Source organism: Peteryoungia ipomoeae, assembly GCF_004912165.1.
Classification (GTDB): domain Bacteria; phylum Pseudomonadota; class Alphaproteobacteria; order Rhizobiales; family Rhizobiaceae; genus Allorhizobium; species Allorhizobium ipomoeae.
In genome coordinates this window covers 373564-399196 of the sequence record NZ_STGV01000001.1, presented here as the reverse complement: position 1 = coordinate 399196, position 25633 = coordinate 373564, and the positions used below count along the sequence as shown (strand labels likewise).

The following is a 25633-nucleotide window of genomic DNA, read 5'->3' as shown; positions in this document are numbered from 1 at the left end:
TCAAATGGTATTTTGACGCGTGTTCGAATTATGTTCCAACACTGGCTGGCATTGTCGGCGCGTCGCCTGGCGAGACGGTCCCGGATGAAAAGGCGGGCGGGCGATTCGCAACAGTTGAGACAAAGGAATTTTATCCGTGAACACCGATCTGCTTGCCATCGGCGGTGCCCATATCGATCGCCGCGGTTCACTTTTTGGACCGACAAAACCCGGGGCGAGCAATCCCGGCAAATGGTTCGAGGAGGTTGGCGGCGGTGTCTTCAACGCGGCCTGCAATCTGTCACGTCTGGGTCGTTCCATCCGGCTGATTGCGCCACGGGGCGGAGATGCGGCGGGCGCGCAGGTCGCTGATGCTGCGGAGCGCGCGGGCCTTGATGACCAGCCGGTCATGTTTCTCGACCGGGCCACGCCGAGCTATACGGCGATCCTGGAGCGGGACGGCAATCTCGTGATCGCACTGGCCGATATGGCGCTCTACGATGCCTTCAGCGCCCGGCGTCTGCGCGCGCGCAGCCTGCGCGACAGTCTTGACGCGGCAGGCTATGTCCTTTGCGATGCCAATCTTCCTGCAGAAACCCTGACGGCTCTTGCAAAGGAATGTGCCGCGCGCGGCCGACCGCTTGCAGCCATCGCCATTTCGCCCGCCAAGGTGACGAAACTGCGCGGCGCGCTTCCGCTGCTCGACCACCTGTTCATGAACGCCGCGGAAGCGGAAGCCATCGTCGGCGAGCCTGCGGGCCATCCGGAAGAGTGGCCGCGCCTGCTGAAGGCCTGCGGTTTGCGCGGCGGCACCGTCACCTCCGGCGGTGGGCCCGCCATCGCCTTTGCCGGAAATCAGACCGCTGTTATCGAGCCAAAGCCGCTGACCACCATTGCCGATGTCACGGGCGCCGGCGATGCCTTTGCCGCGGGCTATCTCGATGGCCTGCTCTCCGGCATAGAGCTCACTGAACGTCTGCGTCGCGCCGTTGCATCGGCAACGCTCACCCTTGCCTGCCACCGCGCGACGGATGAAAACCTGTCTGCATCAAGCCTTGCCGCGCAAATCACCCTTGTCCCGGAGGCCCGTTTCCTGCCATGAGGAAACAGGTTTTTTAGAGAGTTGCCAATGACACGTCCCATTTCGCCCCTTCTTCCGATCAGTTACTCGGCTGAAGTCAGCGCCGCAAAACAGCGCGGCGCACCACTCGTCGCACTGGAATCGACGATCATCACGCACGGCATGCCCTATCCCGGCAATATCGAGATGGCCCGGAGCGTCGAAGACATCATCCGTCAGCAAGGTGCCGTGCCTGCGACCATTGCGGTGATCAAGGGAACCCTGCATATCGGCCTTGAGCCGGAACAGCTCGAAACACTGGCCAAGCTCGACAATGTCATGAAGGTGTCGCGGGCTGATCTCGCCTTTGCGATCGCGGAGCGCCGCCATGGTGCGACAACGGTTGCTGCCACGATGATCGCGGCCGCCCGCGCCGGCATCAAGGTCTTCGCGACCGGCGGCATCGGCGGCGTTCACCGCGGCGCGGAGGAAAGCTTCGACATTTCTGCCGATCTGGAGGAACTGGCGCGCACCGGCGTCATCGTCGTCTGCGCCGGCGCCAAGGCGATCCTCGACGTGCCGAAAACCCTTGAGGTTCTGGAAACCCGCGGTGTTCCGGTCGTGACCTATGACAGCGAGGAGTTTCCGGCATTCTGGTCGCGCAGTTCAGGTCTCAAAAGTCCGCTCAGCCTGCCAAGCCCGGCGGCAATTGCCAATTTCCAGAAGATGCGTGACCAGCTCGGCATTGATGGTGGCATGCTGATTGCAAATCCTGTCCCGGAGGCAGACGAGATCCCGCGCGAGGAAATGGAAATCTATATCGGCCGGGCGCTCGCCAATGCCGAACGTGACGAGATCTCCGGCAAGGCCGTGACACCTTACCTGCTGGACAACATCTTCCATCTGACAGAGGGCCGCAGCCTGAAGACGAATATCGCGCTGGTCGAGAACAATGCCCGTCTGGCAGCGGAAATCGCGGTTGCCATGGGCAACTGACCTCGCGAGACAGCGCTCAATCAAAGAGACCGCCGGTGCTTGCCGGCGGTCTTTTTTTTGGTCGGATGAAGCTTGGCGCTATAAACCTCAGCTTTCGCCGTCGAGCATTTCGCGCACCGCAACCGCCAGCTGCTTCAGCGAAAACGGCTTCGGCAGGAAGCCAAACTTCGCTTCCGCGGGCAGATTGCGGGCGAAGGCATCCTCGGCATAGCCCGAGACGAAGATGAATTTGAGATCCGGGTACTTCTTGCGCAATTCGGTCAAGAGTGTCGGCCCATCCATCTCCGGCATCACCACGTCGGAAACGACGATGTCGACCTGACCGTCGAGCTCATCCATGATGTCGAGCGCCTCGACGCCCGAACCTGCCTCATGCACAGTATAACCGCGGGTCTCCAGCATGCGTTTGCCGCCGCGCCGCACGGCCTCCTCGTCCTCGACCAGAAGCACGACGGCGGACTTGCCGGTGAGGTCCTTCTGCTCGGCAGCCGCCTCAGCGGTGGGAGCCGCAACCGTAATCGTGTCGCCATCGACTGAGACGTTGACGGGCTGCGCCTCAGGCACGGCCTGTACCTCGGGAATATGGCGCGGCAGGAAGATGCGGAAGGCCGTCCCCTTGCCAACTTCCGATTCCGGATAGATGTAGCCGCCCGACTGCTTGACGATGCCGTAGACCATGGCAAGGCCAAGTCCGGTCCCCTTGCCGACTTCCTTTGTGGTGAAGAAGGGCTCGAAGATCTTGTCCATGATATCGGGCGCGATGCCTGTCCCGGTATCGGCAACCTCGATCAGCACCATGTCTTCGACGGGCAGGCCGCGATAGTTGAAGGCCTCCGTCTCCGATGCCGATATGTTGCGGGTCGAAACGGTCAGCGCACCGCCCTGCGGCATGGCATCACGGGCATTGACGCAGAGGTTGATCAGCACCTGTTCGAATTGCGAAAGGTCCGTCTTTACCGGCCAGAGATCGCGGCCATATTCGACCTTCAGCTTGACATTGGTGCCGGAAATCAAGCGGTCGACCAGCATTCTGAGGTCGCCGATCACGTCCGTTAGATTGAGCACGGATGGCCGCATGGTCTGCTTGCGCGAGAAAGCCAGAAGCTGGCGCACGAGCACGGCAGCGCGGTTCGCATTGCGCTTGATTTCCATCAGGTCGGCAAAGCTCGCATCCGAGGGGCGCGCCTGCAACAACAGGTGATCGGAGGAGAGCAGGATGGCGGTCAGAACATTGTTGAAATCGTGTGCAATGCCACCGGCCAAAGTGCCGACCGCATTCATTTTCTGCGTCTGCGCCATCTGCGCTTCCAGCGCCTTCTGGTCTGTCACATCGACGGCGTAAACGATGGCAGCCTCTTCGGGCGCCTCGTCGCTTTGATCGATGACGGCATTGACGTAGAAGCGGAAGTTGCGCACATCGCTGGTCGGATGTCGACTGTCGATGGGCGCGATATCGACCTGGCGATCCTTGGCCGAGGCAAGCGCCTGACGAAAGGCTTCCCGCTCGCTTTCATGCAGCACGACCTCGATCCGTTCCTGACGATCGATTTCATCCCGCGAGATGATGTCCGAGAATAGCTTCATGAAGGGCGCATTGGTGCGCAGGATGCGGCCCTCGCCATCGACAGAGGCGATGGCCATCGGCGTGTTGTTGAAGAAGCGGGTAAAGCGCATCGAGGCAACGGAATCCGAGTGATCGCCGCCTTCGCCCTGCTGGCGCGCCAGAACAATCGATCGGCTCTCGCCCGGCGCACCATCGCGGGCGGCCCGCACGCGGTGAACCAGCCTCACCGGCAGGCTCTGACCATTGGTCCGCCTCAGATCGAGATCCAGCGTTTCGGTCCGCGACTGGCCCGGTTCCGCCTGAACGGAATCGATCAGCGCCATGCCCTCGCCCGCCACGAGGTCGGAAATGGAAATCGAACCGGGATTGAACTGGGTAAGATCGACCCCCAGCCATTCCGCAAGCGTTGCATTGAGATAATAGATCTCACCCTTGCGTCCGGCGGAGAAGAAGCCTGCGGGGGCATGGTCGAGATAATCGATGGCGTGCTGTAGTTCCTTGAAGAACCGCTCCTGGTCGTCACGCTCGATGGTGATGTCAGACAGCTGCCAGACATGCAGGTTGCGGCCGCGCCGGTCGCCGGGCAATAGCCGTGCCTTCAGCCGATACCAGTGGGCGCCCGAGCCGGCACTGGCCTGGCTGCCCAGAGGTTTCATCAGGCGAAATTCCTCATAGGTCTCGCGCCCTTCACGAAGGCCGTTTGTCAGGCGATAGAGCGCCTCGCTCGACTCGCGGTGGCGCGACAACAGGGCCTCCAGCGTCTGCACCTCGGCGGCCTTCTGCGCGCCGGTCAAAGCCCCGTAGGCAGTGTTGGCGTATACGATCCGCCCCTGCTCGTCGGTGATCAGCGTGCCCTCAGGCTGGCTTGCCAGAAACTGGCGCGCAAGCGTGTCGCCCTGCGGCTGTGGCATAACTTCGACAAAGCCGATGACCGCCGAAACGATGAAGAAGATTCCCATCATCGCCAGAACGCCCAGGACACCGAGAAACAGCTGATTGTCCAATTGTTCGCGGAAGAAGACGAAAGCCGCCGACGCAGCGATCAGGACAAGGGCGAGCACCAGGATGCGCAGGGCCGTGCCAGCGCCGCCGCGGCGCTCCACAAGCGCGCCATCACCGTCGCGGTCCGTCAGTTGTCGTGTCATCGAGGCCTCTCGCTCATTCCGCGATTCCGTCAATCCCAACGAGAATCGTGCCATTCTGTTTAGCAACTTGGCTTGACCGCAAAAAGCAAAGAAAGGGTTCAAGACGCGACACATCCCCGCTATCCCACAGGAATGCCGCATTCTGGGCACAAACAGACCTGTCGCTAGGGAACAGAACGGGCGCATACTGGCCGCAGATTGCGCAATATGATGTCTTCTGCCAGAAAGCCTGTAAAGGAGCCAAAGATATGGTCGATGAACTGATGTCCGCTTACGGCGACAATTTTCTGGTCGCAGCCCTCGGCGTCGCCTTGGGGCTACTCTGCCTTTTCATCGTGCTCTGGCTGCTGCGCAGTCGCGCGCCATCACCCTTCGTCCGCGGTGGTCGCAACCGGCAGCCCAGGCTGCAGATCCTCGACGCAGCCGCTGTCGACACGCGACGACGGATCGTTTTGATCCGACGCGACAATGTCGAACACCTCGTGATGATCGGCGGACCAACGGATATCGTCATCGAGACCGGTATTGGCGACGAGCGCATACCTACGGCAAACACTGCGCCGGCAATCGTGCAGAATGCCGCCGAGCCTCCCTCTGTCGCCGTCGAGGCACTGGACAACACTGCTGCGCTGGCACTTTCCGCACCGCCTGCATCGCCGGCTGCAAGAGCAACCCCGCCGAGCACGCCCGCGCCAAACATGCAGCAGCCCTTAAGAGTGGCGCCCGCCGCACCGCCCGTTCCGCCAGCGCCAATGCCCACGGCTTCGCTCGATCGCCGCCCGGACGCGCCATCCCGCCCTCAAAGCCCAGCCGCCGCAGCGCCTGTTCGCCCCGACGCGCAGCCGCCTGAGAAGCCCATTGCCCCACAAGTCGCCCAAGTTGCGCCGGTAACGCATCATCGCAGCGAGGCACCTCCCCCGGCCCAGGCCCCTTCAGCGCCGCCCGTGCCCGTTGTTGCCCCGACAATTGCTGCCGAGCGCCGCCCCGACCAACCGGCACCGACAGCAAAAGCCACAGCAAGCGCAAGGTCGGAGCCCACCTTGTTTGCAGCGGCGACATTCGCCTCGACGCTGTCAGCGTCTGCCGTGAGCGCTGCTGAACCTGATGACAATCTCCGCTCCAGCGCTGTCGACAACCTGGTGCCAGAGCGCGACGCGCTTCCGGAGAGCGACGCGATCACAACTTCGCCAGCCTCAGCCAAGCTGTCTGAGGATCACAATCGGCAAGAGCTGACGTCGATCGACATTCCGAAACGCTTGGAACCTGTCGTCCCGATTGTTTCGGTTGCGCCGTCCATCGACGAGGATCTGGTCAAAATCTCGCACCCTGCTGAAAGCTGGCCCGCACCTTCAGAGCCTGCCGCCGCGGCATCGCAGGACGCTAGCCTTAAGACCGATGAGCCGACCGTGGTGCCAAGCCTTGATGACAGCAGTGCGGAGACTGCTCAGGCCAGCAGGCTCTCCGGGCTCGATCAGATCTTCGGGCTCGATCCGGTCGAGCGCAACCGGACGACCGAACAGGATGCGGTGATTGATCCGCAAATCCCCGAACCGACCATTGCCGATTCTGTAATGGAGCTGCAGCCGGAACTCACCGAGATTGACGATATCTACGTCCCGAACGAAGAGCCGCGCACAGGGTCTGACAGCATCGCAGTGCGCGATGACGAGCCACAGAATTCACAACAGAATGAAAGCCCGGCCGCGGAGCACGCCTCCGTCGATCTGCCTGATGTCGAAGAAATTCTGGACGTCGCGCGCCACAAGGTCCTGGTTGACGGACCGGAACCGCGCCCCTTCCCGCAGGAGCGCTTCGACAGAACGCCGGAACCGGTGCATCTTGAGCCAACAGAGCCACCAAAGCGCGATATGAGCGATTTCGAGCGGGTTCTGGAACAAGAAATGGCCATGCATCTCGCGGCATCTCCCATCCCGGCAAAACGCGATGCCGATGACGACAACCAATATGCTTCCATGCACGGCAGCACTTCGGAAAGCCCGCGATTGCCCGCTGACATCTTGCTTGGCGACGGCCTGGTCGCCCGCAGACCGACCAGTCAGCCGGATGGCGCGAAAGCAGAAACCGATCCCAATTTGCAGAACGAGATCGCCAGGATCTTTGGGGAAATGTCGGCAAGCCGCAACTCCTGAAGGGGCGGCATTTCCGCAAATGAAAACAGGCCCGCGATCACCACGGGCCTGTTTCAAAAATCACAGCTGACTGCGACAATCGCTGTCCCGGGCTTTGGCGCATGCACCGCAACCCGTGAACAAGCGGAGGATATTTACTCGTCGCGATAGACCTTCTCACGGCGCTCGTGACGCTCCTGCGCCTCGATCGACAATGTTGCGATTGGCCGGGCATCGAGACGCTTCAACCCGATAGGTTCGCCCGTCTCCTCGCAATAACCGTAGGTTCCATCATCGATACGCTGCAAGGCGGCATCGATCTTGGAGATCAGCTTGCGTTGGCGATCGCGGGCACGAAGCTCGATGGCGCGATCGGTTTCCGAAGATGCTCTATCGGCGAGATCGGGGTGGTTGGCACTTTCCTCGGCGAGATGATCAAGCGTTTCGCGCGCTTCGCGGAGGATCTCATTCTTCCATGCAATCAGCTTGGCCCGAAAATAGGCCCGCTGGCTCGTGTTCATGAACTCGTCTTCTTCCGACAAGACGTAGTTGCTAAGATCGATCTTCTCACTCAACGCGATTCTCCCGAAGAACATCTCAATGGGCGGCTGTATATCCTTTCGCGACTGGTCGTTCAAGTCTGCATCGCGTTGATTTTGTCTTTTTAAGTTTGTCACATTTTTCAGCTAAACTGTCATTTTTTAAGCACAAATTTTATATGCTCCATGTTTGCCGATTGTTCCTTCCCTAAAGGCAGGCACCATCACCTGACACTCATGGGCCAGTTGACGGCAAGGGGCAGAAGCCGCTACGTGATGGCTTCGCAAATCAAGCGGAATGGCCGGATGATCTCCAATCTGCAGCAAGCCGAACGACTGTACCTGTTGCGCCACGCCAGATCCGGATGGGCCGAACCCGGAAGCCGTGACTTTGACCGGTCTCTGTCTGATGCGGGTTACGCCGAGGCTGAACTGGTGGCGAATGCCGCTGCCGATCGCGAGTACCGCCCTGATCTGGTCATCAGCTCGACAGCAAAGCGGTGCAGGCAGACCTTCGAGGCTTTCTCGCGCGCCTTTCCGGATCTGGAGGACGCCCGCTTTGTTGACGAACTCTACAACGCGCCTGCGGAAATCTATCTGGAAATCATCGGCGCCACGCAAGGGGTGCGCTCGCTGCTCTTGATCGGCCATAATCCGGCAATCGAAGAGGTCTTGGCGCGCCTCTGCGGCCACGACACGGTCGGCAAGACAGTGCCCGACGGTTATCCGACCTCCGGTTTCGCTGTTCTCGACGCCAAAGACAACAGCTGGGGACTGTCCGATTTCCTGATTGGGTGAATTCCATAAGCAGCTTGAGCGCTGCCCCTTCCGATCACGGTACACACCACCTATATCGCTTCTGTTCCCCGCAGTCGGACTGCACCTTGACACCACCTCAAGCGGATAGACCTGTTGCCACCCTCGCTGACCGGATTGATGGATGAAGCCGCCATCGTATTGGACAATCTCGGCGATCGCGCCTCAAGCCTGATCAATCCGACGCTTCGACTCGGCGTGACCGGCCTGTCGCGCGCCGGAAAGACTGTCTTCATCTCCTCCCTTGTGCACAACCTGCTGCATGGCGGACGGCTGCCATTGTTCGAGCCCGTGCGGTCTGGCCGTGTCTCCGCCACAAGACTTGAAGAGCAGCCCGACGATGCCGTTCCGCGCTTCCAGTATGAAGATCATGTCAATGCATTGGTAACGGACCGGATCTGGCCTGACAGCACCCGGGCCATATCGGAATTGCGACTGACAATTGACTACAAGAGTGCGAGCGCCTGGTCCCGCATGCTGACACCCGGACGGCTTTCCATCGATATCGTCGACTATCCGGGAGAATGGCTTCTCGACCTGCCACTCCTCGATCAGGACTACCGCACCTTCAGCAGGAAGACCGCAGAACTCGCCGAGACAGGTGTTCGCGCCGAGCTTGCGCGCCCATGGCTGGAGCTGGCTGCCAGCATCGACCCCGAAGCCGTCGCTGACGAGACGACCGCCCGCAAACTCGCAGAAGCCTTCACCACCTATCTCCGTCTCTGCAAATCGGACGAACGGTCGCTGTCGACACTGCCGCCGGGGCGGTTTCTTATGCCTGGCGATCTCGAAGGGTCGCCCGCCCTCACCTTTGCGCCGCTCCCATCCCTGCCGGACAATGTCCCGTCGAAGGGCTCACTGCACGCCATGATGGAGCGGCGCTTCGAAGCCTATAAAACGGTCGTGGTGAAGCCCTTCTTCCGCGAGCATTTTGCCCGGCTTGATCGCCAGATTGTGCTGGTTGACGCCCTGCAGGCATTGAACCGCGGGCCGGAAGCCGTTCAGGATCTCGAACGCGCACTCGTCGACGTCCTCGGTTGCTTCAGGGCTGGCAAGAATTCCGCACTCACCGCCCTGCTCCGACGCAGGATCGACAAGGTTTTGATCGCGGCGACAAAAGCCGACCATCTGCACCATGAAAGTCACGACCGACTGGAGAACCTGACCCGCCGGCTTGTTCACCGTGCGGTGGAGACCATCGGCGCAAGCGGTGCGGGTATTGACGTCATGGCAATCGCCTCGGTGCGCGCCACCCGCGAAGGCGTCGTGCGGCAGGACGGGCACGAGCTGCCCGTCATCGTTGGCACCCCGATGCCGGGTGAACGCATCGGAGAGGAAGACTTCGATGGCGAGCGGTCGACCGCGATCTTCCCCGGCGACCTGCCGATTGATCCCCAGGCCTATTTCAGAGCCGTGGACATCGGCTCGCAAGCCGCAAAACTCTCTGATGTTTCCTTCGTGCGCTTTCGTCCGCCGAAACTGGAGCGGACTGGCGAAATGCATATCTCGCTGCCGCATATCCGGCTCGACCGTGCACTGCAGTTCCTGATGGGAGATCGCCTCGGATGAAAGAACCCTCAGACCCCTATTCTCCGAAACCCGAAGAAGCCAGCAAACGGCGCCCGGCGGCCTTTGCCGTGGCGAAGGATGCAGCAGAACCGGGCAAAGCAGAGACATCTCGGCCACCGCGCGCCTTTTCAGGCGCAGTCGAGATCGTCGCCGACCAAGACGATCCCTTTCTCGCAGACGCGGTAGAGGCGATGCCAGCCCCTCCGCGGCGGCGCGTCTCATGGTCCAACCTTGCGTTCGCGGCCATTGGCACGCTGCTCTCACTGGCCTTCGGCCTGTGGGTGGACCAGCTCATCCGCGACCTTTTTGCCCGATCCGATTGGCTCGGTTATGCCGGTGCCGTTGCGGCAGCGATTGCCGCCTTCGCCTTGGCAGGCCTTCTGGTGCGGGAGATGTTGGGGCTTTATCGCCTGGCGGCAGTGCAATCCTTGCGCAGCGACGCTGCAGAGGCGAGCCGACAGCGCGACCGCCGTCCGGCTCAGAAGGTCGTCGACCGGCTGCTGGCCATTCTCTCGTCAAGGCCAGAGGCAGCACGGGGTTCCGCCAACCTCAAGGCCCTCGCCGATGAGGTGATCGATGGCCCGCAGCTGATCGAACTTGCCGAACGCGAGCTTCTCGCACCGCTTGATGTCAGGGCCCGAGCGCTTGTCCTCGGTTCGGTCAAGCGAGTGTCCGTCATTACGGCTGTAAGTCCGCGCGCAATTGTCGATCTCGCCTATGTCACCTTTGAGATTACCCGCCTGGTCCGGTCCATCGCCGAACTTTATGGCGGCCGCCCGGGCAGTCTTGGAATGCTGCGCCTGCTTCGCGACGTGATTGCGCATCTGGCCGTGACAGGCTCCATTGCCGTCGGTGACGGATTGGCCCAGCAAATCGTCGGTCACGGCCTTGCAGCACGCCTGTCAACACGACTTGGAGAGGGCGTCATCAACGGGCTCATGACGGCGCGAATCGGCATTTCAGCCATCGACCTTTGTCGCCCCCTGCCCTTCAACGCCCTGAAGCGACCCGGGATTGGTGAGTTCATGGGTGACCTTTCCTCCCCGAAGGCAGACACGAAGGGGCAAGCTGCAGATTAACCTTGCGCCAATTTCGGCGTTGTGATCCATGACGATTGATTGCAATGTCGCAAGCGGCTAAAGCAAGAAAGCATTAACCACTCTGCCGGTATTTTAGCGTTGGCTCTCTGGTTTCTCGTAGCAAGGTTCAACCATGTCCATTCTTCTTACTTCGACAGTCGGTCGCTGCGCTGCACTTCTCGCTGCAATCGCTCTTATGCCGGCCGGCTTTGCAGAGGCCTCCTCGCGTGACAAACGCTTTTTCGAGTCGGTCGCCGGCGTCTGGAAAGGCCCGGGCGAGATTGTCGCCGGAAAATACAAGGGAACGAAATTCACCTGCAATCTGACAGGGCTTGCGGCAAACGGTAAGGAGACCGGTCTGAAGCTCGACGGCACCTGCCGCGTTGGCGTGTTCAGCCAGCCGATGTCGGCGGTCATTTCCAATATGGGTGATGGCTATAAGGGTCAGTTTCTGGATGGTGCCGACGGCAAGGGCCTGGACATCGTCTCGGGTCAGGTCACCGGCAATCGCGCCGTCATGGGGATTAACCGGGCCAAGCTGAGCGGCGCCATGGTTGCACGCCTCGACGAAGACGATTCGATGAACATCACGATTTCGGTCAAGGTTGAAGATCAGATGATCCCGGTCATCGGCCTGAAACTCAACCGCCAAGCCGTGGCCCAGGCGCGCTCCATCGATTAGGGCCTGCCCTCAACCAAAATTCTGAGCACTGCATGATCATCCGCGCCACCAGGCGCGGCTTTCGTTTTCGACCCGAATGCCGGCCTGATCGCTGTCACGCAGCCAGGCATCGACTGACCGCCCCTTGACCGTAAGATCCCAAGCAACATCGGCAAGCGGAAGCAGAACGAAGGCACGCTCCGTCATGCGCGGATGCGGCAGATGCAACCGATCACTATCAAGCTCGACCGAGCCGAAGGTTAGAATATCGATATCAATTGTGCGCGGCCCCCAACGTTCGGATCGAACGCGCTTCATCCGCCGCTCTATCTCAAGACACAGGTCAAGCAGGTCATGCGGCATCCGCCGGGTTTCGAGCTTGACGCATGCATTGTAGAAATCCGCCTGATCGGTTTTCCCCCAGGGCGGCGTCCGATAGAGACGCGAAACATCGAGAACACGGCAATCCGAATCCGCGTCAAGCCATCGGATTGCCTGCGCCATCGCGGCAACCGGATCGCCGAGATTGCCGCCAAGACCAAGCGTCGCAACGGTGCCGATGTCGCGGGTTTCCTGCTCGGGCGTACCCACGTCAGACTCTGCTCTGCTCAACACTCACCTGCACATAGTCGAGAACGCCGGCAATCGGTGCGCTGGGCTTGCGCAGCGTAACCCTGACGCGCAGAATTTCTTCAAACCGATCAAGAAGCCCGCGCGCCACGGCAAGCGCCAACGCCTCGATCAATTGCTTGCGCGCACCGGTGACGATCCCTTCAATCACCTCAAAGGCAATTCCGTAGTGCACCGTGCCATCGAGCGTGTCGGTTTCGGCGGCCCTCTCGGCATCGACGTCGAATTCGACATCGACATAGAAGCGCTGCCCCAGGACCGCCTCTTCGGCGAAGACCCCGTGATGCGCGAAGAACGCGCAATTCTTCAAAGTAATGGTGAAGATCGCCGGCATCTCAGGCATCGCCCTCCGATTGAGTGTGATACGCGCCACGGCGCGCCGAAAGCATAGCATCGGCGACCAGCAAAGCGTCCCGGTTCATAGCGACATTATGGACACGAAATACGCAGGCCCCCGCCATTCTCATCAACACCGTAGTCGCAGCGGTCGCAGCATCGCGCTCTGCAGCATCCCGCCCCGTCAACGCGCCGAGAAAGCGCTTGCGAGAGGTCCCGACCAGGAGCGGCAGCCCGAACGTCTCGAGTTCGCTCATGCGCGCCATCAGCGACCAATTGTCGGCCGGCGTCTCCTTCGCAAAACCGAAACCCGGATCAAGCACGATGGACTGCCGTTCGATGCCCGCCTTTTCCGCGACAGCGAGAGAGTGCTCGAAGAATACAACCTGATCAGCGATCGGATCGGCAAGGCGCTTGCGGTCGCGTCCCGTGTGCATGATGCAGACGCCCGCACCGACTTTTGCAATGACATTAGCCATCTCCGGATCGCGCTGCAGACCCCAGACATCATTGACGATATGAGCCCCGGCCTTGAGCGCGGCAATCGCTGTCTCTGCACGATAGGTATCAACGGAGATCAGGGCATCGGTCGAGGAGGCCAAGGCCTCGATCACCGGCAAGATACGCCTTTGTTCTTCGCGCGCATCGATCGCCTCGGCACCCGGCCTTGTCGATTCCCCGCCGATATCGAGAATGGTCGCCCCCTCCGCCAGGCAGGCAAGGCCATGGGCGACGGCTGCATCGACATGGTGGTATCGGCCGCCGTCGGAAAAGGAATCCGGCGTCACGTTGACGATGGCCATCAGGTAACCGCGTTCGCCGAGATCGAGCTGGCGGCCCTGGCCAAGCTTCCAGGAAAACTTTCTGTCGATCGTCACGGGCCCTCTGTCGAAATGGCGCAAAAGCTGCAAAAGTGCATTAGGGTTCGTGCTCGGCTATGCCCGAAGGCCCTGGCGATTACAACATTGCGGATCAAAGAATGAAGAGAATAAGTCGCCTTGCGGCCATCGTGCTGGGCGGACCTTTGCTTTTGAGCACCATCACTGCGGCAAACGCAGAAACCCGGATCAAGAAAACAATCACCTATTTCGATATCGGTGGCCGCACCGCCGCCGAAATTGATGCAGAGCTTTCGAAGAAGGGGCCGCTCACGCAATCGACGGGCGGTCGACATCCCGGCGCAACGCAGATCCAGTTCGGCGGTGACGTTACCTATTCCAGCAGCGGCGGACGCTGCGCGATTGAAGACGCAACCGTCACGCTCAAAACCAAGCTCATCCTGCCGCGCTGGAAGAACCGCAGCAAGGCGCCAAGTGGGTTGGGGCTCATCTGGGATTCGCTGTCTGCCGACATAAAGCGGCACGAAGAACGCCATGCCGAGATTGCCAGACAGCATGCCCGCGAGCTTGAATCCAGATTGAAACGGCTAAGACCGGAAAACAGCTGCGATCGGCTCCAGGACAAGGTCGCAGCCATCACCGACATGGTCACGGCCAATCACGACCGCGCCCAGATGCAGTTTGATCGCGTCGAATCGAAAAACTTTGAGGAGCGCATGATCCGCATCCTGCGCTACCGTGCCCAGCAACGAGAACAGCGTTAGACCATTTTCGGCGAGCACCGCCGGAAACAATTTGGCTATTTGCTTTTGTTGGGCTTTCCGGCGCGGACGCGATCTCGGATCGGCAGGAAGCGCCTGCGATCGTCATCCTACTTGCGCGATGGCGCTTGGACCACAATTTCAGTGGCTTGCCCGAAGCTTTCCAAACGCCTCGTGAATAACCTGCAATTTATCAGTGTAGAACTTACGCAACGACTGAAATAAGATTGTCACCAATTGCAGATATTCTGACAGATTTCTCTCCCAGGCGCGTTCTGGTGCCGCAGGTGCTTCCTCCCTCGCCTGCTTGGCTATGCGCCCACTTGCCCCGCTCTCGTCAAGGCGAGAGCGGGGCTTTTTTCGTCGCAAAGGTAAATGCTGAGCCCTGGACTAAAGGGCCTTCAAGCGGCTTAGCCCTGCCGCTCGGGGACGTGCACGACCAGACCATCAAGATCCGGCGACACCTTGATCTGACAGGACAGACGCGACGTCGGGCGGACATCGACGGCAAAGTCCAGCATATCCTCCTCCATGGGCGAAGGACTACCGACCTTCGACGCCCAGGCATCATCAACATAGACATGACAGGTCGCACAGGCACAGGCACCACCACATTCCGCATCAATCCCAGGAACGGAATTGCGGACCGCGTTCTCCATGACGGTGGAGCCATCCTGCACTGAAAGGTCGAAGCGTGTACCGTCAAAGGCGACGATCGTGATGTTTGACATGTGAAATTCGTTGCTCCGCTTGCATTCGCACGGGCGCTGTCATCCCCCAATTCAAAACGGAGGTCAACACGCCTGCCCCTCAGATGGGGCGAAGCAACCGGCTTGAGAAGGGGTAGATCAGCGCGCGATCTTCAAGATGAACAGTTCAGCCTCCAGAACGGAGGCGGCAACACTGGCCAGAGCATCTGTTGTATTGCCTTTCATTTCGAGGATTTCCAACGCGCCGACAACACGCATGGCCCCTATGCTGAGGGCCGCATTGCGCAGTCCGGTCACAACCTTCTTCACCTCTGCACCGGTTGCCCCTTCCCCCAGCACACGCAGACACTTACGTGCCTTTCGTGCAAAACCCTCAAGCAATTGAATTTCCCGAAGCTTGTCACCGTCCACGGCCGAATTGACAATCTGCAAATCGATGGGGCGACTCCCGCGGCGGGATGCAACTTCAAGCAGTTGCGGCGCTTCAAAAGCAATCGAAGAGGTATTAATCATGGGGCCAGCCTGTGTTTTCCACGTTTAATTTCATGCCCCACTTTGAATGGACCAGTTGCGACGTAACGTTAAATGTGCCGTATCGGGACAGAAAAAACTGGCCTTATGGTTAACAAAACGCAAAGCCCTGCGAACAAAGGCTTTTCGCGGTCAATCAAGGTTGAGATTGGTTTAACATCGATTGCGGTCGAGACTGGCGTCAAAACGCATTAATTGTATAAAAACCTCGGATGTGCCACTACGATACGGTTGATAAGGGCGATCTGCGATTGCGAGCCCCGCTCGACGGAAGCAGAATATTTAGCCCTGCTTGCCGGCACCACACAATTGGCCGGTTTGGAGGATGAAAGATGCCGCGTTCATTGTGGCGGTGGACGAGCAGTCGGTGTACGAAGGTGTGATCGGTGTCACCCGGCCTGGGCGACAGGTTCTCAGTGTCACCGAGAATGAGTGTAACGAGGCGTAACCTTATGGCGAACAAGAAGTCAGACTCGATCGATGAAAGTGCTTTCCAAGCACTGGAAGCGGCGCTGAGCATCGACTTCGAAGACGAGGCATCGCCGTCTCAAGGCGGCAAGTCTCGCGTTTCGGAGGAAGCCGATACAGTCAAGCAAGCGCAGGGCAATGCGACCAAAGCTGAAAAGCGGGCCGCACGCGCGAGCGAGCATGCGGCAGAACCGTCGCCCCGGTCTCCAAACCTCGCCGCAGCCAACGATGCTTCGCGTCGGCCGCCGACGGCTTTGCTGCGCTCGCTTGAGAGCAACTCCGTAAGCCATGCCATTAGAAATGCCACCGTGATCTCGGCGCTCTGGGTGCTTGGCGCCCTGGGCCTCACGCAACTTATATATGGCGCAACGATCTGGCAGGCCAACAGCATTGCCGAAGTCCTTGCTGCACCTGGCCTTGTCGCCATTTTCATCGGCACCGTTCTGCCGATCCTTCTTTTCTATGCGTTCGCAGTCATGATGGCCCGCGCACAAGACCTTCGCAATGCCGCCCGCTCCATGGCAGAGGTGGCGCTGCGTCTCTCAGAGCCGGAGACAATCGCAACAGAACGCATCATGACGGTGGGTCAGGCTGTCCGGCGCGAAGTCTCCGCCATGAACGAAGGCATCGAGCGCACCATTGCCCGCGCCACCGAGCTCGAAGCACTGGTTCACGCCGAAGTCACAGCCCTCGAGCGCAGCTACACCGATAACGAACTGCGCGTGCGCGGCCTGGTGCACGAACTGGGTGCCGAACGCGACGCCATCGTCAATCACGCAGAACGTATCCGCTCCTCGATTGTTGGAGCACACGACCAGCTGAAGGAAGACCTGTCGCTCGCCACGGAAGAAATTTCCGTGCGCTTGCAGACATCCGGCGAGGCTTTCGCCTCGATGATCGACACGCGTGCAGCTGTGCTGATGGAGAAATCCAATGCGGCGGTGAGCGCGCTTGGCTCGTTGCTCGACCACAAGACCGAGAACATGGTCCAGACGCTGGGCGCGTCAGGCCTTTCGCTTTCCACCGAATTCGACAGCCAGCTCAAGACGTTGACAGACACCTTGAGCTCGCGGGGTCGCGAATTGCTGACCGAATTCGAAACGCGTGCCTCCACGCTCGACGCCAATACCGAAAAGCTCAATGCCGCCCTGCACGACCGCGCGCGTCAGCTGAACGATACCTTGCTCGAGCGCACCCGCGACATCGCCGAGAGCCTGAAGACCGGCGAAACGACGATCACCAGCTCGCTTGACACCGTCCTGTCGACGCTCAACCTGTCGCTTGAAGAACGTGGCAAGAGCTTCCGCCAGAGCCTGCAGGCCAGCGCCGATGACGCGCTTGTTGACCTCGATCTGCGCTCGGGCCTGTTTGAAGATCGCTTCCAGACCACCATTGGCCAGATCAACGCAACCTTTGACGATCGCGTTGCCGAGTTTGCCAGCGCCTTCGATCAGCGCGCCGGCAGCCTCGATAGCAAGCTGATGGAAAGCCTTGCGCGGATCAACGAAACGGTAAATGGCGGCTCCGAATCCATCGAAGGCATTCTGACCTCCAGCATCGAGCGCCTTGGCACCACGCTGACGGAACAGTCGCTGGCAATGGCGCTGAGCCTCGATACCAATCAGACCATGCTGGACGAGACCCTCTCCGGTCGCGCGCAAGAGATTGCCGATGCCATGTCGGCCCGGGCACAGTCGCTGACTGAAGGTCTCGAAAATGCCAAACGGCGCATCGAGGAGGTTCTTGAGGAGCGTGGCGGCGCGCTGACCAACGCCCTGACCGACAACCAGACCCGTTTCGAAGACGTCCTCACCAGCCGGACCGATGGCGTCATCAATGCGCTCGAGGGCAACCAGGCACGGCTCGCCGAAACGCTTGACGCCAAGACCCGCGGCATTGCCTCGATGCTTGAGAACAAGAGCAGCGAGATCGCCGACACGCTCGAGACGAAGAGCCTTGAGCTGGATCTTTCGTTGACGGCGCGCAGCGCCGATCTGGCGCAGACGCTGACCGATAGCCAGCGCCGTCTTGATGAGAGCCTTGACCAGCGCGCTTCGGCCATTATCGAGAGCGTTTCCGATGCTGACAAGCGCATCGATGAAGCCTTTGCCGGCAAGGTCGATGTGATCCGCACGGCATTCACCGAAAATCAGGAACGCCTGGATCTGTCGCTTGCAGGGCATACCAGCTATCTCGCTGCCACGCTCGAAGACGCCCAGACGACATTGTCGCGCACCCTCGGCGAAAACACCGGCAAGATCGTCGACACGATCACCACGGGTGTCGTCGATATCGATGAGCGCCTGGTGAGCACGCATGACCAGATCCGCAGTATTCTCGAAGATCGCTCGGAGGCCATCGCGCTGACGCTTGGCGATGGACAGCGCAATTTGGCTGAGACCCTCTCGGGTGCCCATGAGGCGATCGAGAACACCTTGAGTGAGCATGGCACCACCATCGGCGCTTCGCTGGCCGCGAGCACGAGCATGCTCGAAATGAGCCTTGAGGACCGTGAGGAAGCCCTGAGAAAGGCGATCGACGACTCAAGCCGCATGCTTGACGATCGTCTCCGCGGCACCGCCGGCACACTCACCGAACAGATCCGCGATGCCGCCGGTGAAATCACCAAATCAGCGCAGGGCTTCTCCGGCATGGTCGAGCAATCGGTCACCGGCATGACCTCGCGTCTGGATGAGACGAGCTCGCGGATCGAGTTGAGCCTTGGCACGCTCGAAGACCGCCTGCGCAACGGCCTTGACGGCGTCGACGCCCGTGTCAACGACGCCGGTGAGAAGTTTGCAGCCCGTCTCGATGACAAGGTCTCCGCCATCGAACGCATCGGTGAAGAAGCAAGCCAGCGCGTTTCACAGGTACTGACGGATGGCGCGACAAAGGTCGCCGACACATTCGACAGCCGTACGACAGAAATCACATCAGCGCTCGATAGCCGCACAACACAGATCACCGCAGCACTCGACAGTCGCACCACGCAGATCGCTGCAACGATCGACAGCCGGACCGCGCAGATTGCCGAGACATTCGACAGCCGCACGACGCAGATCGACGAGCGCCTCTCGACCATGGATCGCGCCCTCTCCGTCGGACTTGAAAACGTCAACAAGACCATCGAAGGCAAGGCTGCCGGGTTGGCTGCAGCACTGCGCAGCGCCGTGACGGATGCCGCACGTGATCTCGACACCGAAGCGCAGCGCTCCGTCGAGCGTCTGGCTTCCAGCAGCACCATGCTGACCGAAAAGCTGGACGAAAGCAGCGCAGCGCTCAGCCGCACGGTTGAGGCGCGCTCCGAAGAACTCGCCAAGCGCATCAGCGAAACGCAGAATCGCCTCGCCGGACAGGCCGCCGTCGTCGCCGAAACCTTCTCGCAGGCCGGCGATGTCATTGCCAACAAGGTTTCGCATGCCGAGGCACTGGTGAGCGCCCAGGTGTCGAACCTCACCGGCACGCTGTCTGATGTGTCCACAACACTTGAACAGCGCGCAACGGCGATCCGCGATGCGATTTCCGGCAATGCCCAGGAACTCAACGCATCCATGGATGCCGTCGAAAAGGCCCTGGAAGCACGCGGCAATTCGATCCGCAACGTGCTTGATGACCGTACCCGCGAACTCAACTCGATGCTGTCGACCCGCTCGGCCGAACTTAGCCGCCTGATCGACGAAAAGGCCGTTCCGGTCATCGAGACCTATGCCCAGACCGGCCGGACCGCCGCCGAGCAGATCAGCGCCGCAGCCGCGGAAAGCGCCGACCGTCTGCGCGCCGAAAACCAGGCACTCGTCGGGGCCATCAATGAGCGCACCGAGCGCGCGGTGGCATCGCTCTCCAACGCGGAGAACAATCTCGTTGCCAGCGCAACGCAGCTCATCGACCGTCTTGGCGACAGCAATGCCGGCATCGCCGATGTCATCGAACAGGCCGTCTCCAGCATCAGCGCGCTCGACAGCCGTCTGGACGCAACCGCTTCACAGTTCAACGAGACCGCCGGCAAGGCAACCGATCTGATGTCGACCTCGAGCCGCTTGCTGAGCGACCAACTTGGCCGCCTGTCGACGGTGTCAGGCGAAACCCTGTCGCAGGTCTCCTCTATCGTGGGCCGCTTCGGCGATCATACGAAGGTCCTCGGCAAGGCATCGGAACTTCTCTCTGCCGCGCAGTCCAACCTCGTTGGCACGCTCGAAGAACGCCAGCAGGCGCTCCGCGAACTCTCGGTTGGCCTCGTCAAGCGCTCGGAAGAGATCGAGACCACCATGCAGGGTCTCGGCCAGATGCTGGAAGGTGCCTTCGAACGCGCCGAACAGCGCTCCGGTCAGCTTGCCGGCAATCTGCGCCAGAGCGTTGCATCCTCCTTCAGCGATATTGGTCAGATCCTGACCGAAACCGAGAAGCGTGCACAGGGCACGGCCGCCACCATGCGCGATGCCCTGCTCTCCGCAGAGCAGGAAGCCCATCAGTCAATCGAGAAGACCCTTTCGGAGGCCGAGCAGCGCTCTGCGGCTCTCGCCGAGCGTCTGCGCGGCGGCCTGTCGATGTCGCTCAACGACATCGATCACCTGCTGCAGGAAGCCGGTCGTCGTTCGGACGGCGCTGCAGCAACGCTGCGCGAGGCGCTCCGTCAGGCCGTTGACGAGGCGGTCACCCGCTTTGCCGGTGCGACCGACGAAATTCGTCGCTCTGCGGGTGACATCCGCAAGGAGCTCGATATGACCCGCGAAGAACTGAAGCGCGGCGCCTTCGACCTTCCCGAGGAAGCCAAGGAAAACGCCGCGGCCATGCGCCGTGCCGTCTCCGAGCAGATCAAGGCCCTCCAGGATCTGTCGCAGCTGATCGGCCGCACCAGCCAGAACCTCGAGATCTCCGAGCCGGTCGCCCAGCGTGCCGTCCCTCAGGCAGATATTCGCAGGGCAGCCCAGGCTCAGGTCGCCGCCCCCGCGCGCGCCACCGAAACCTTCGCATTGCGCAGCGGTGTTGACGCCACTGACAACGCATCGCCTGCTGCCGGTCGCGGCGAAGGTGGCGGCTGGATTTCCGATCTGCTCCGCGCCGCGTCCCGTGACGAGGCTGCAGAAGCCGCACCGCCGCGCGGTGCCGCTGCGACCGCCCGCCCAGCCGCCGAAACGGCGGCAGCCGCACCGCGTCAGGGCGACACGCGCAACCCGCGCCACATGGTGGAATCGCTGAATTCGCTTTCGGTCGATATCGCCCGCGCAATCGACCATGAAGCCTCGGTCGACCTGTGGCGCCGCTACCAGCGCGGCGAGCGCGACATCTTCACCCGTCGCCTCTACACGCTGAAGGGCCAGCAGACGTTCGACGAGATCAAGCGCAAGTATGAACGCGAACCGGAGTTCCGTGTAGCCGTCGACCGCTACATCGCCGACTTCGAGAAGCTCCTGGGCGATGTCGCACGCACGGATCGCGACAAGACCATCACCCAGTCCTACCTCACCTCGGATACGGGCAAGGTCTACACCATGCTTGCCCATGCGGCCGGCCGTTTCAGCTGAGACTGAATTCACATCAAGACCTTCAAAGCCCGGCCTCATCAGCCGGGCTTTTTGCTATCGGGGCTCAATGGCCAGCGGCCGGATCCAGGCAAGCTCGGACTTGGGCATGGGCTCGCAGAATCGGAAGAGGGCGCCATCACTGCTGCGATGACGCCCTCTTCCAAATTGCAGTGCTCTTGCCGAGCGAGATTGTCTCAGAGTGTGGCCAGGGTCCAGGCCACCATGTCGGCCGTCACCGTGGCGAAGGCGCGGTTCAAAGCATCGACATAGGCTTCGTTACTGGTGCCTGTGGCGCGCGCTTCGGCGCGGAAGCTGCGCTGCGCCTTGACCGTGCCATTGCGGTCATTGAGGAGCTTCACGGAAATCTCGACGACACCACGGTCTCCGCCGCTTGCGACAATTTCAAAGGTGCGGATATCGGAGACGAGCTGGTAGTCGATCGCAAGACCCTGCCCCGGTCGACCGACACCGCCCAGACGACCCGTGTTCTCGAAGGCTTCGACCAGATTTGCCTGCACGACGCGTCCCAGTCGATCGCTCCACTGGGAGTTCTTCAGGTAGCGGATCTCGGATCCGGAAACACGGACCAGGATCTGCTCGCTATCGAGCGCCTTCAGCGCCGAGGGATCTGCCACCAGCAGCTGGCGCGAGCGCGCCGAGGCCTTGGTCGAAACATCGACCTGCGCGGCAGACAAATCAAACGTATCATTGACGGCAGACGAACTGCAGCCTGCAAGCCCCATGCCGACGCTTAGCATAGTGACCGCCAGCAGATGCGGTCGCCACCGGCGTTGCATGAAAGGATCGCGTTTCAAAAACTGGTCGCCCATAGTTTTACTCGTCCCTGCCCTTGTCACCGGCGCGTCCGCCCGTCGAATTCCTTGACGGTATCGCCACCAAAGATCAGCCTCTGCGGATCCTGATCGAAGTTTGTAATCGCATCATTCAAGCCACGAACGGTCTGTCGCGTGTCATTGACCAGCGTCTGGATGTCACGCAGACCGCTGCTGGAGAAGCGGTTGAAGTTATCGGCAATCGGACCGATCCGGCTGTTGAGGTTCTCCGCCGTTTCGCGGATCGAAACCAGGGTCCGGCGTGCCTCGGCACTCAGCGAATTCGCCTCGTCCGATCCGAGCAGCGCGTCGACCTTGCGCAGGATGCCGTCGACCTGTGTCGATGCATTGTTCAGCCGTTCCGCCAATTGGGTGAAATCGTCAATCGCACGATCGATATCGCCTTTACGGCTGGCGAAGCTATCGGAAAGGTCGCGGAAATTCTCAAGCGTCTTGCGCGCATCGGCAGAGGCGACCGATACGTCGTCTACGACCCGTCCGACCTTCTGGCTGTCAACCGCGGCAATCAGAGCGTCGACACGCTGCAACGTCTTGTCGGCATTGTCGCCGAAACGACCGAAGGTGTCGGCAGTCTTGCGGAAGGTGTCCATTGTCGGCCCGACCTTGTCCGAGGCATCAGCAAAACTTGCCGTCGCTCGCTCCGTATTGGCAAGAATCTGGTCGATCTTCTCCGAGTTCAGTGCCTTGAACAACTCCTCCGCAGCACCAAGCGTCGAATCGAGACGGCCGGAAAGACCCGAGACCGAATCCGACAATGCGCTTACACTCTCAAGAAACCGGTCGATACCCTCGGCATTGTCGGCCAGCGACTTCGAGAATGTCTCGGCATTTGCAACCGTATTGGTAAGAGGCCCGCGCGCATCCGCAATAAAACCCTGAAGGTCGCTGATGGCATCGTCGGCCCGCTGCAGAATACTGTCTGCCGTCGACAGGAGGTTGGTCACGCTCGACTGATCAGCGGTCAGGATCGCAGGCTCTCCGGTATCCAAAGCCCGCTGAAGAATGCGCTCTTCCGCCTTGCCGCCAGCCCCTGAAAGCTCGATATAGGCAGCCCCTGTCAGACCCTGAATTTCAAGGATGGCCTTGGTATTGGCCGTCACTGGTGCGTCCGCCCGTACCTCGGTGAAGGCGACGGAAAACTTCGGATCGTCGTTGTCGATATAGAGATTGCGCACGGCGCCGACCGCAATGCCGTTGAAGCGGACGGCCGAGCCAACGCTCAGACCGTTGGCTGAACCGGGAATGCGAATTGCCAGCGGCGCCATTGGGCCACCGCGACCATACTCGGCCATCCAATAGACAAATCCGAAAGCCGCCGCGATCACCAGAATGGTGAAGAAGCCGACGATCGTGTAATTGGCTTTGGTTTCCATGGGTCACTCTACCGGAAATCTGGCGGATTGATCCGCGCGGGGAATGGAGCGGGCGCGCTTGCCCTTGAAATAGGACTGGACCCAGGGGTCATCAAACGCCAGCATGTCATCAAGCGTTCCCTCGACCAGCACCTTCTTCTGCCCGAGCACCGCGATACGGTCGCAGACGGAGAACAGACTGTCCAGATCGTGGGTCACCATGTAGACCGTCAGGCCAAGCGTATCTCGCAACTGAGCGATCAGTTCGTCGAACTCTGCTGCGCCAATGGGATCAAGACCCGATGTCGGTTCGTCCAGGAACACAAGATCCGGGTCGAGCGCCAAGGCACGCGCGAGCGCTGCACGCTTGATCATGCCGCCAGAAAGCTCAGAGGGATAGCGGTCTGCAGCCTCGGGCTTAAGGCCAACCAGTGCGATCTTCAGATAGGCAAGCTCGTCCATCAGCCATTGCGGCAGATCGAGATATTCGCGCATGGGCAGCTGGATGTTTTCCTTGACTGTCAGCGCCGAAAACAGCGCGCCATGCTGGAACAGCACCCCAAGCCGCGTATCGAGCGCCATTCTCTCGGCATCGCCGACGGCGTCGTAATCGGCCCCCAATATCTCGATGCGACCCGAGCGACGCGGCAAAAGTCTAAGCACCGTGCGCATCAGAACGGACTTGCCAGCGCCGGATGCGCCGACAAAGCCGAGGATCTCGCCGCGATAAATGTCGAGATTCAAGTGATCAAGAACGACATTGTCACCGAATGCGACCGTGAGATCCTTCACGGACAGAATGACCTGACGATCCCGATCTCTAAACTTGGCTGCTGCAATCATTCGGCCACCTCAAAAATCGATGGCTGCGTAGAACATGGCGAACAGACCGTCCACCAAGATCACGACAAAGATGGATTTGACCACGGAGGCCGTGACGTGGCGACCGAGCGATTCGGCGCTGCCGCCGACCTTCATGCCTTCCACAGCAGCGATGATGCCAATGATCAGCGCCATGAAGGGCGCCTTGATCATGCCTGTTGCAAGGGTCGAGTAGTCGACGGCCTCATGCAGACGACCGAGGAAGACCTGAAAGGTGATGCCTGAATAGCCCCAAGCAACCACGGCCGCACCAAACAGCGCGGCAAAATTGGCGATGATGGTCAGGAGCGGCAGGGCGACTGTCAGCGCAACAAGACGCGGGAAAACCAAGACGCCGATCGGATTGAGACCGATGACCTTCAGCGCATCAATTTCCTCGCGCATCTTCATCGAGCCGATTTCCGCCGTGATCGCGCTGCCGGAGCGACCAGCAATCATGATGGCCGTCAAAAGCACACCAATTTCGCGCAGTTGCAGGATACCGACGAGGTCGACAACAAAGACCTCCGCACCAAAATACCGGAGCTGAAAGGCCCCCTGCTGGGCAATGATCGCGCCGATCAGGAACGACATCAGGACGATGATCGGGACCGCCCGCACGCCCATATGGTCCAGCTGGCTGACGACGGAGGCGGGAGAAATACCAGAGCCACGACCGAGCTTGGTCTGCGCGCCTCTGACGGCAGAGCCGAGTACGAACATCATGGCGACGAGATCTGACCAGACCGCAATGGTGGCTCGACCGACAGGTTCAAACACCCGATCGACCAGCCGACGCCTGTCATTGACCTTTGCCGGCGCCGGCACCTGCTCGGGCAGCGCGCTGATCAATTCGCGCATCTCCTCGGTGCCACCGGAGACCTCTACCGTTCCGCCCTTGCCCACACGGTCGTTGACCAACCGCCGGATCAGCCAGGCACCGGCGGTATCCATTGCGGTTACACCGCTGAGATCAATGCGTCCGATCTCGGGCGAACTGACGCCGAAAAAATCGCCAGGCCCTTTCACCACATCCATAAGATCGGCATTCTTCCAGCTGCCGGACAACCGAAGACAGCGCGTTCCATTGGTCGCTTCCTCGTCGACATCGATGCGTGCAGGTTGAGACTCAGCAAGAGACAAGGAGCGGCATTTTCCCAAAGAACGCGGCCCGCGACTCAGCACGGGCCAAACTTCGATAATTCAGGAGGCCACTATAACCACCCCAGCAA

Annotated in this window: 20 protein-coding genes; 9 read left to right on the top strand and 11 right to left on the bottom strand. The window is 60.5% G+C overall.

From position 1 onward, the window contains the following. Positions 1 to 136: 136 nt before the first annotated feature. Both FAA97_RS01855 and FAA97_RS01850 read left to right on the top strand, forming a co-directional pair. The gene (locus tag FAA97_RS01855) at positions 137 to 1081 is read left to right on the top strand and encodes a carbohydrate kinase family protein (RefSeq protein WP_136596825.1); all 945 of its coding nucleotides are present in this window, start codon (positions 137 to 139) and stop codon (positions 1079 to 1081) included. Between the two features lie 27 nt (positions 1082 to 1108). Beyond that, on the top strand, positions 1109 to 2035 hold the full coding sequence (locus tag FAA97_RS01850; RefSeq protein WP_136596824.1) for a pseudouridine-5'-phosphate glycosidase: 927 nt from the start codon (positions 1109 to 1111) through the stop codon (positions 2033 to 2035). Between the two features lie 87 nt (positions 2036 to 2122). Here the strand turns inward: FAA97_RS01850 and cckA are convergent, their stop codons facing one another. After that, a complete protein-coding gene (gene cckA, locus FAA97_RS01845) occupies positions 2123 to 4744 on the bottom strand; it encodes a cell cycle histidine kinase CckA (protein WP_136596823.1) in 2622 nt (873 codons plus the stop codon). A 248-nt stretch (positions 4745 to 4992) separates the two neighbouring features. Between cckA and FAA97_RS01840 the strand changes: the two genes are divergently transcribed. Beyond that, the gene (locus FAA97_RS01840) at positions 4993 to 6894 is read left to right on the top strand and encodes a flagellar biosynthetic protein FliO (protein ID WP_136596822.1); all 1902 of its coding nucleotides are present in this window, start codon (positions 4993 to 4995) and stop codon (positions 6892 to 6894) included. Positions 6895 to 7028: 134 nt separating this feature from the next. On the opposite strand, the gene dksA is transcribed toward FAA97_RS01840, so the two are convergent. Beyond that, positions 7029 to 7448 carry an RNA polymerase-binding protein DksA gene (gene dksA, locus FAA97_RS01835; protein WP_136596821.1) on the bottom strand — a complete coding sequence of 140 codons (420 nt, stop codon included), beginning with the start codon at positions 7446 to 7448 and terminating at the stop codon, positions 7029 to 7031. Positions 7449 to 7718: 270 nt separating this feature from the next. Here dksA and FAA97_RS01830 point away from each other — a divergent pair, with 270 nt between their 5' ends. The 4 genes from FAA97_RS01830 (at position 7719) to FAA97_RS01815 (ending at position 11558) form a co-directional block, all read left to right on the top strand. Then, positions 7719 to 8210, top strand: coding sequence for a SixA phosphatase family protein (locus FAA97_RS01830; protein WP_136596820.1), 492 nt, complete (start codon positions 7719 to 7721; stop codon positions 8208 to 8210). A 114-nt stretch (positions 8211 to 8324) separates the two neighbouring features. Continuing rightward, positions 8325 to 9797, top strand: coding sequence for a YcjX family GTP-binding protein (locus FAA97_RS01825; protein ID WP_136596819.1), 1473 nt, complete (start codon positions 8325 to 8327; stop codon positions 9795 to 9797). Then, on the top strand, positions 9794 to 10876 hold the full coding sequence (locus FAA97_RS01820; protein ID WP_136596818.1) for a YcjF family protein: 1083 nt from the start codon (positions 9794 to 9796) through the stop codon (positions 10874 to 10876). The genes FAA97_RS01825 and FAA97_RS01820 overlap by 4 nt, the downstream gene beginning before the upstream one ends. Positions 10877 to 11009: 133 nt before the next feature. Next, positions 11010 to 11558, top strand: a complete 549-nt coding sequence (locus tag FAA97_RS01815; RefSeq protein ID WP_136596817.1) for a hypothetical protein — start codon at positions 11010 to 11012, stop codon at positions 11556 to 11558. Positions 11559 to 11594: 36 nt separating this feature from the next. Here the strand turns inward: FAA97_RS01815 and folK are convergent, their stop codons facing one another. The 3 genes from folK to folP all read right to left on the bottom strand — a co-directional run bounded on the left by folK (position 11595) and on the right by folP (position 13381). Continuing rightward, positions 11595 to 12041, bottom strand: coding sequence for a 2-amino-4-hydroxy-6-hydroxymethyldihydropteridine diphosphokinase (gene folK, locus FAA97_RS01810; protein WP_136597679.1), 447 nt, complete (start codon positions 12039 to 12041; stop codon positions 11595 to 11597). A gap of 88 nt (positions 12042 to 12129) precedes the next feature. Further along, positions 12130 to 12492, bottom strand: a complete 363-nt coding sequence (gene folB / locus FAA97_RS01805) for a dihydroneopterin aldolase (protein WP_136597678.1) — start codon at positions 12490 to 12492, stop codon at positions 12130 to 12132. A 10-nt stretch (positions 12493 to 12502) separates the two neighbouring features. Beyond that, on the bottom strand, positions 12503 to 13381 hold the full coding sequence (gene folP, locus FAA97_RS01800) for a dihydropteroate synthase (protein ID WP_484237556.1): 879 nt from the start codon (positions 13379 to 13381) through the stop codon (positions 12503 to 12505). A gap of 101 nt (positions 13382 to 13482) precedes the next feature. Here folP and FAA97_RS01795 point away from each other — a divergent pair, with 101 nt between their 5' ends. Beyond that, positions 13483 to 14106, top strand: coding sequence for a DUF922 domain-containing Zn-dependent protease (locus FAA97_RS01795; protein WP_136596816.1), 624 nt, complete (start codon positions 13483 to 13485; stop codon positions 14104 to 14106). A 407-nt stretch (positions 14107 to 14513) separates the two neighbouring features. On the opposite strand, the gene FAA97_RS01790 is transcribed toward FAA97_RS01795, so the two are convergent. Further along, complete coding sequence (locus FAA97_RS01790) at positions 14514 to 14834, bottom strand: 2Fe-2S iron-sulfur cluster-binding protein (protein WP_136596815.1); 321 nt, start codon at positions 14832 to 14834, stop codon at positions 14514 to 14516. Positions 14835 to 14951: 117 nt separating this feature from the next. Then, a complete protein-coding gene (locus FAA97_RS01785; RefSeq protein WP_136596814.1) occupies positions 14952 to 15326 on the bottom strand; it encodes an Hpt domain-containing protein in 375 nt (124 codons plus the stop codon). A 470-nt stretch (positions 15327 to 15796) separates the two neighbouring features. Here FAA97_RS01785 and FAA97_RS01780 point away from each other — a divergent pair, with 470 nt between their 5' ends. Then, positions 15797 to 21334 carry an apolipoprotein A-IV repeat region-like domain-containing protein gene (locus FAA97_RS01780; protein WP_136596813.1) on the top strand — a complete coding sequence of 1846 codons (5538 nt, stop codon included), beginning with the start codon at positions 15797 to 15799 and terminating at the stop codon, positions 21332 to 21334. 194 nt (positions 21335 to 21528) lie between these two features. Here FAA97_RS01780 and FAA97_RS01775 read toward each other — a convergent pair whose 3' ends face one another. Genes FAA97_RS01775 through FAA97_RS01760 form a run of 4 tightly spaced genes read right to left on the bottom strand, consistent with a single transcriptional unit; the run spans position 21529 to position 25544 of the window. After that, positions 21529 to 22131, bottom strand: a complete 603-nt coding sequence (locus FAA97_RS01775; RefSeq protein ID WP_136596812.1) for an ABC-type transport auxiliary lipoprotein family protein — start codon at positions 22129 to 22131, stop codon at positions 21529 to 21531. 56 nt (positions 22132 to 22187) lie between these two features. Next, positions 22188 to 23561 (bottom strand): MlaD family protein, encoded by a 1374-nt coding sequence (locus FAA97_RS01770; RefSeq protein WP_136596811.1) that lies wholly within the window; start codon positions 23559 to 23561, stop codon positions 22188 to 22190. A gap of 3 nt (positions 23562 to 23564) precedes the next feature. Beyond that, positions 23565 to 24383, bottom strand: coding sequence for an ABC transporter ATP-binding protein (locus FAA97_RS01765; RefSeq protein WP_136596810.1), 819 nt, complete (start codon positions 24381 to 24383; stop codon positions 23565 to 23567). Between the two features lie 9 nt (positions 24384 to 24392). Further along, positions 24393 to 25544 carry an ABC transporter permease gene (locus FAA97_RS01760; protein ID WP_168800891.1) on the bottom strand — a complete coding sequence of 384 codons (1152 nt, stop codon included), beginning with the start codon at positions 25542 to 25544 and terminating at the stop codon, positions 24393 to 24395. Between the last annotated feature and the right edge of the window lie 89 nt (positions 25545 to 25633).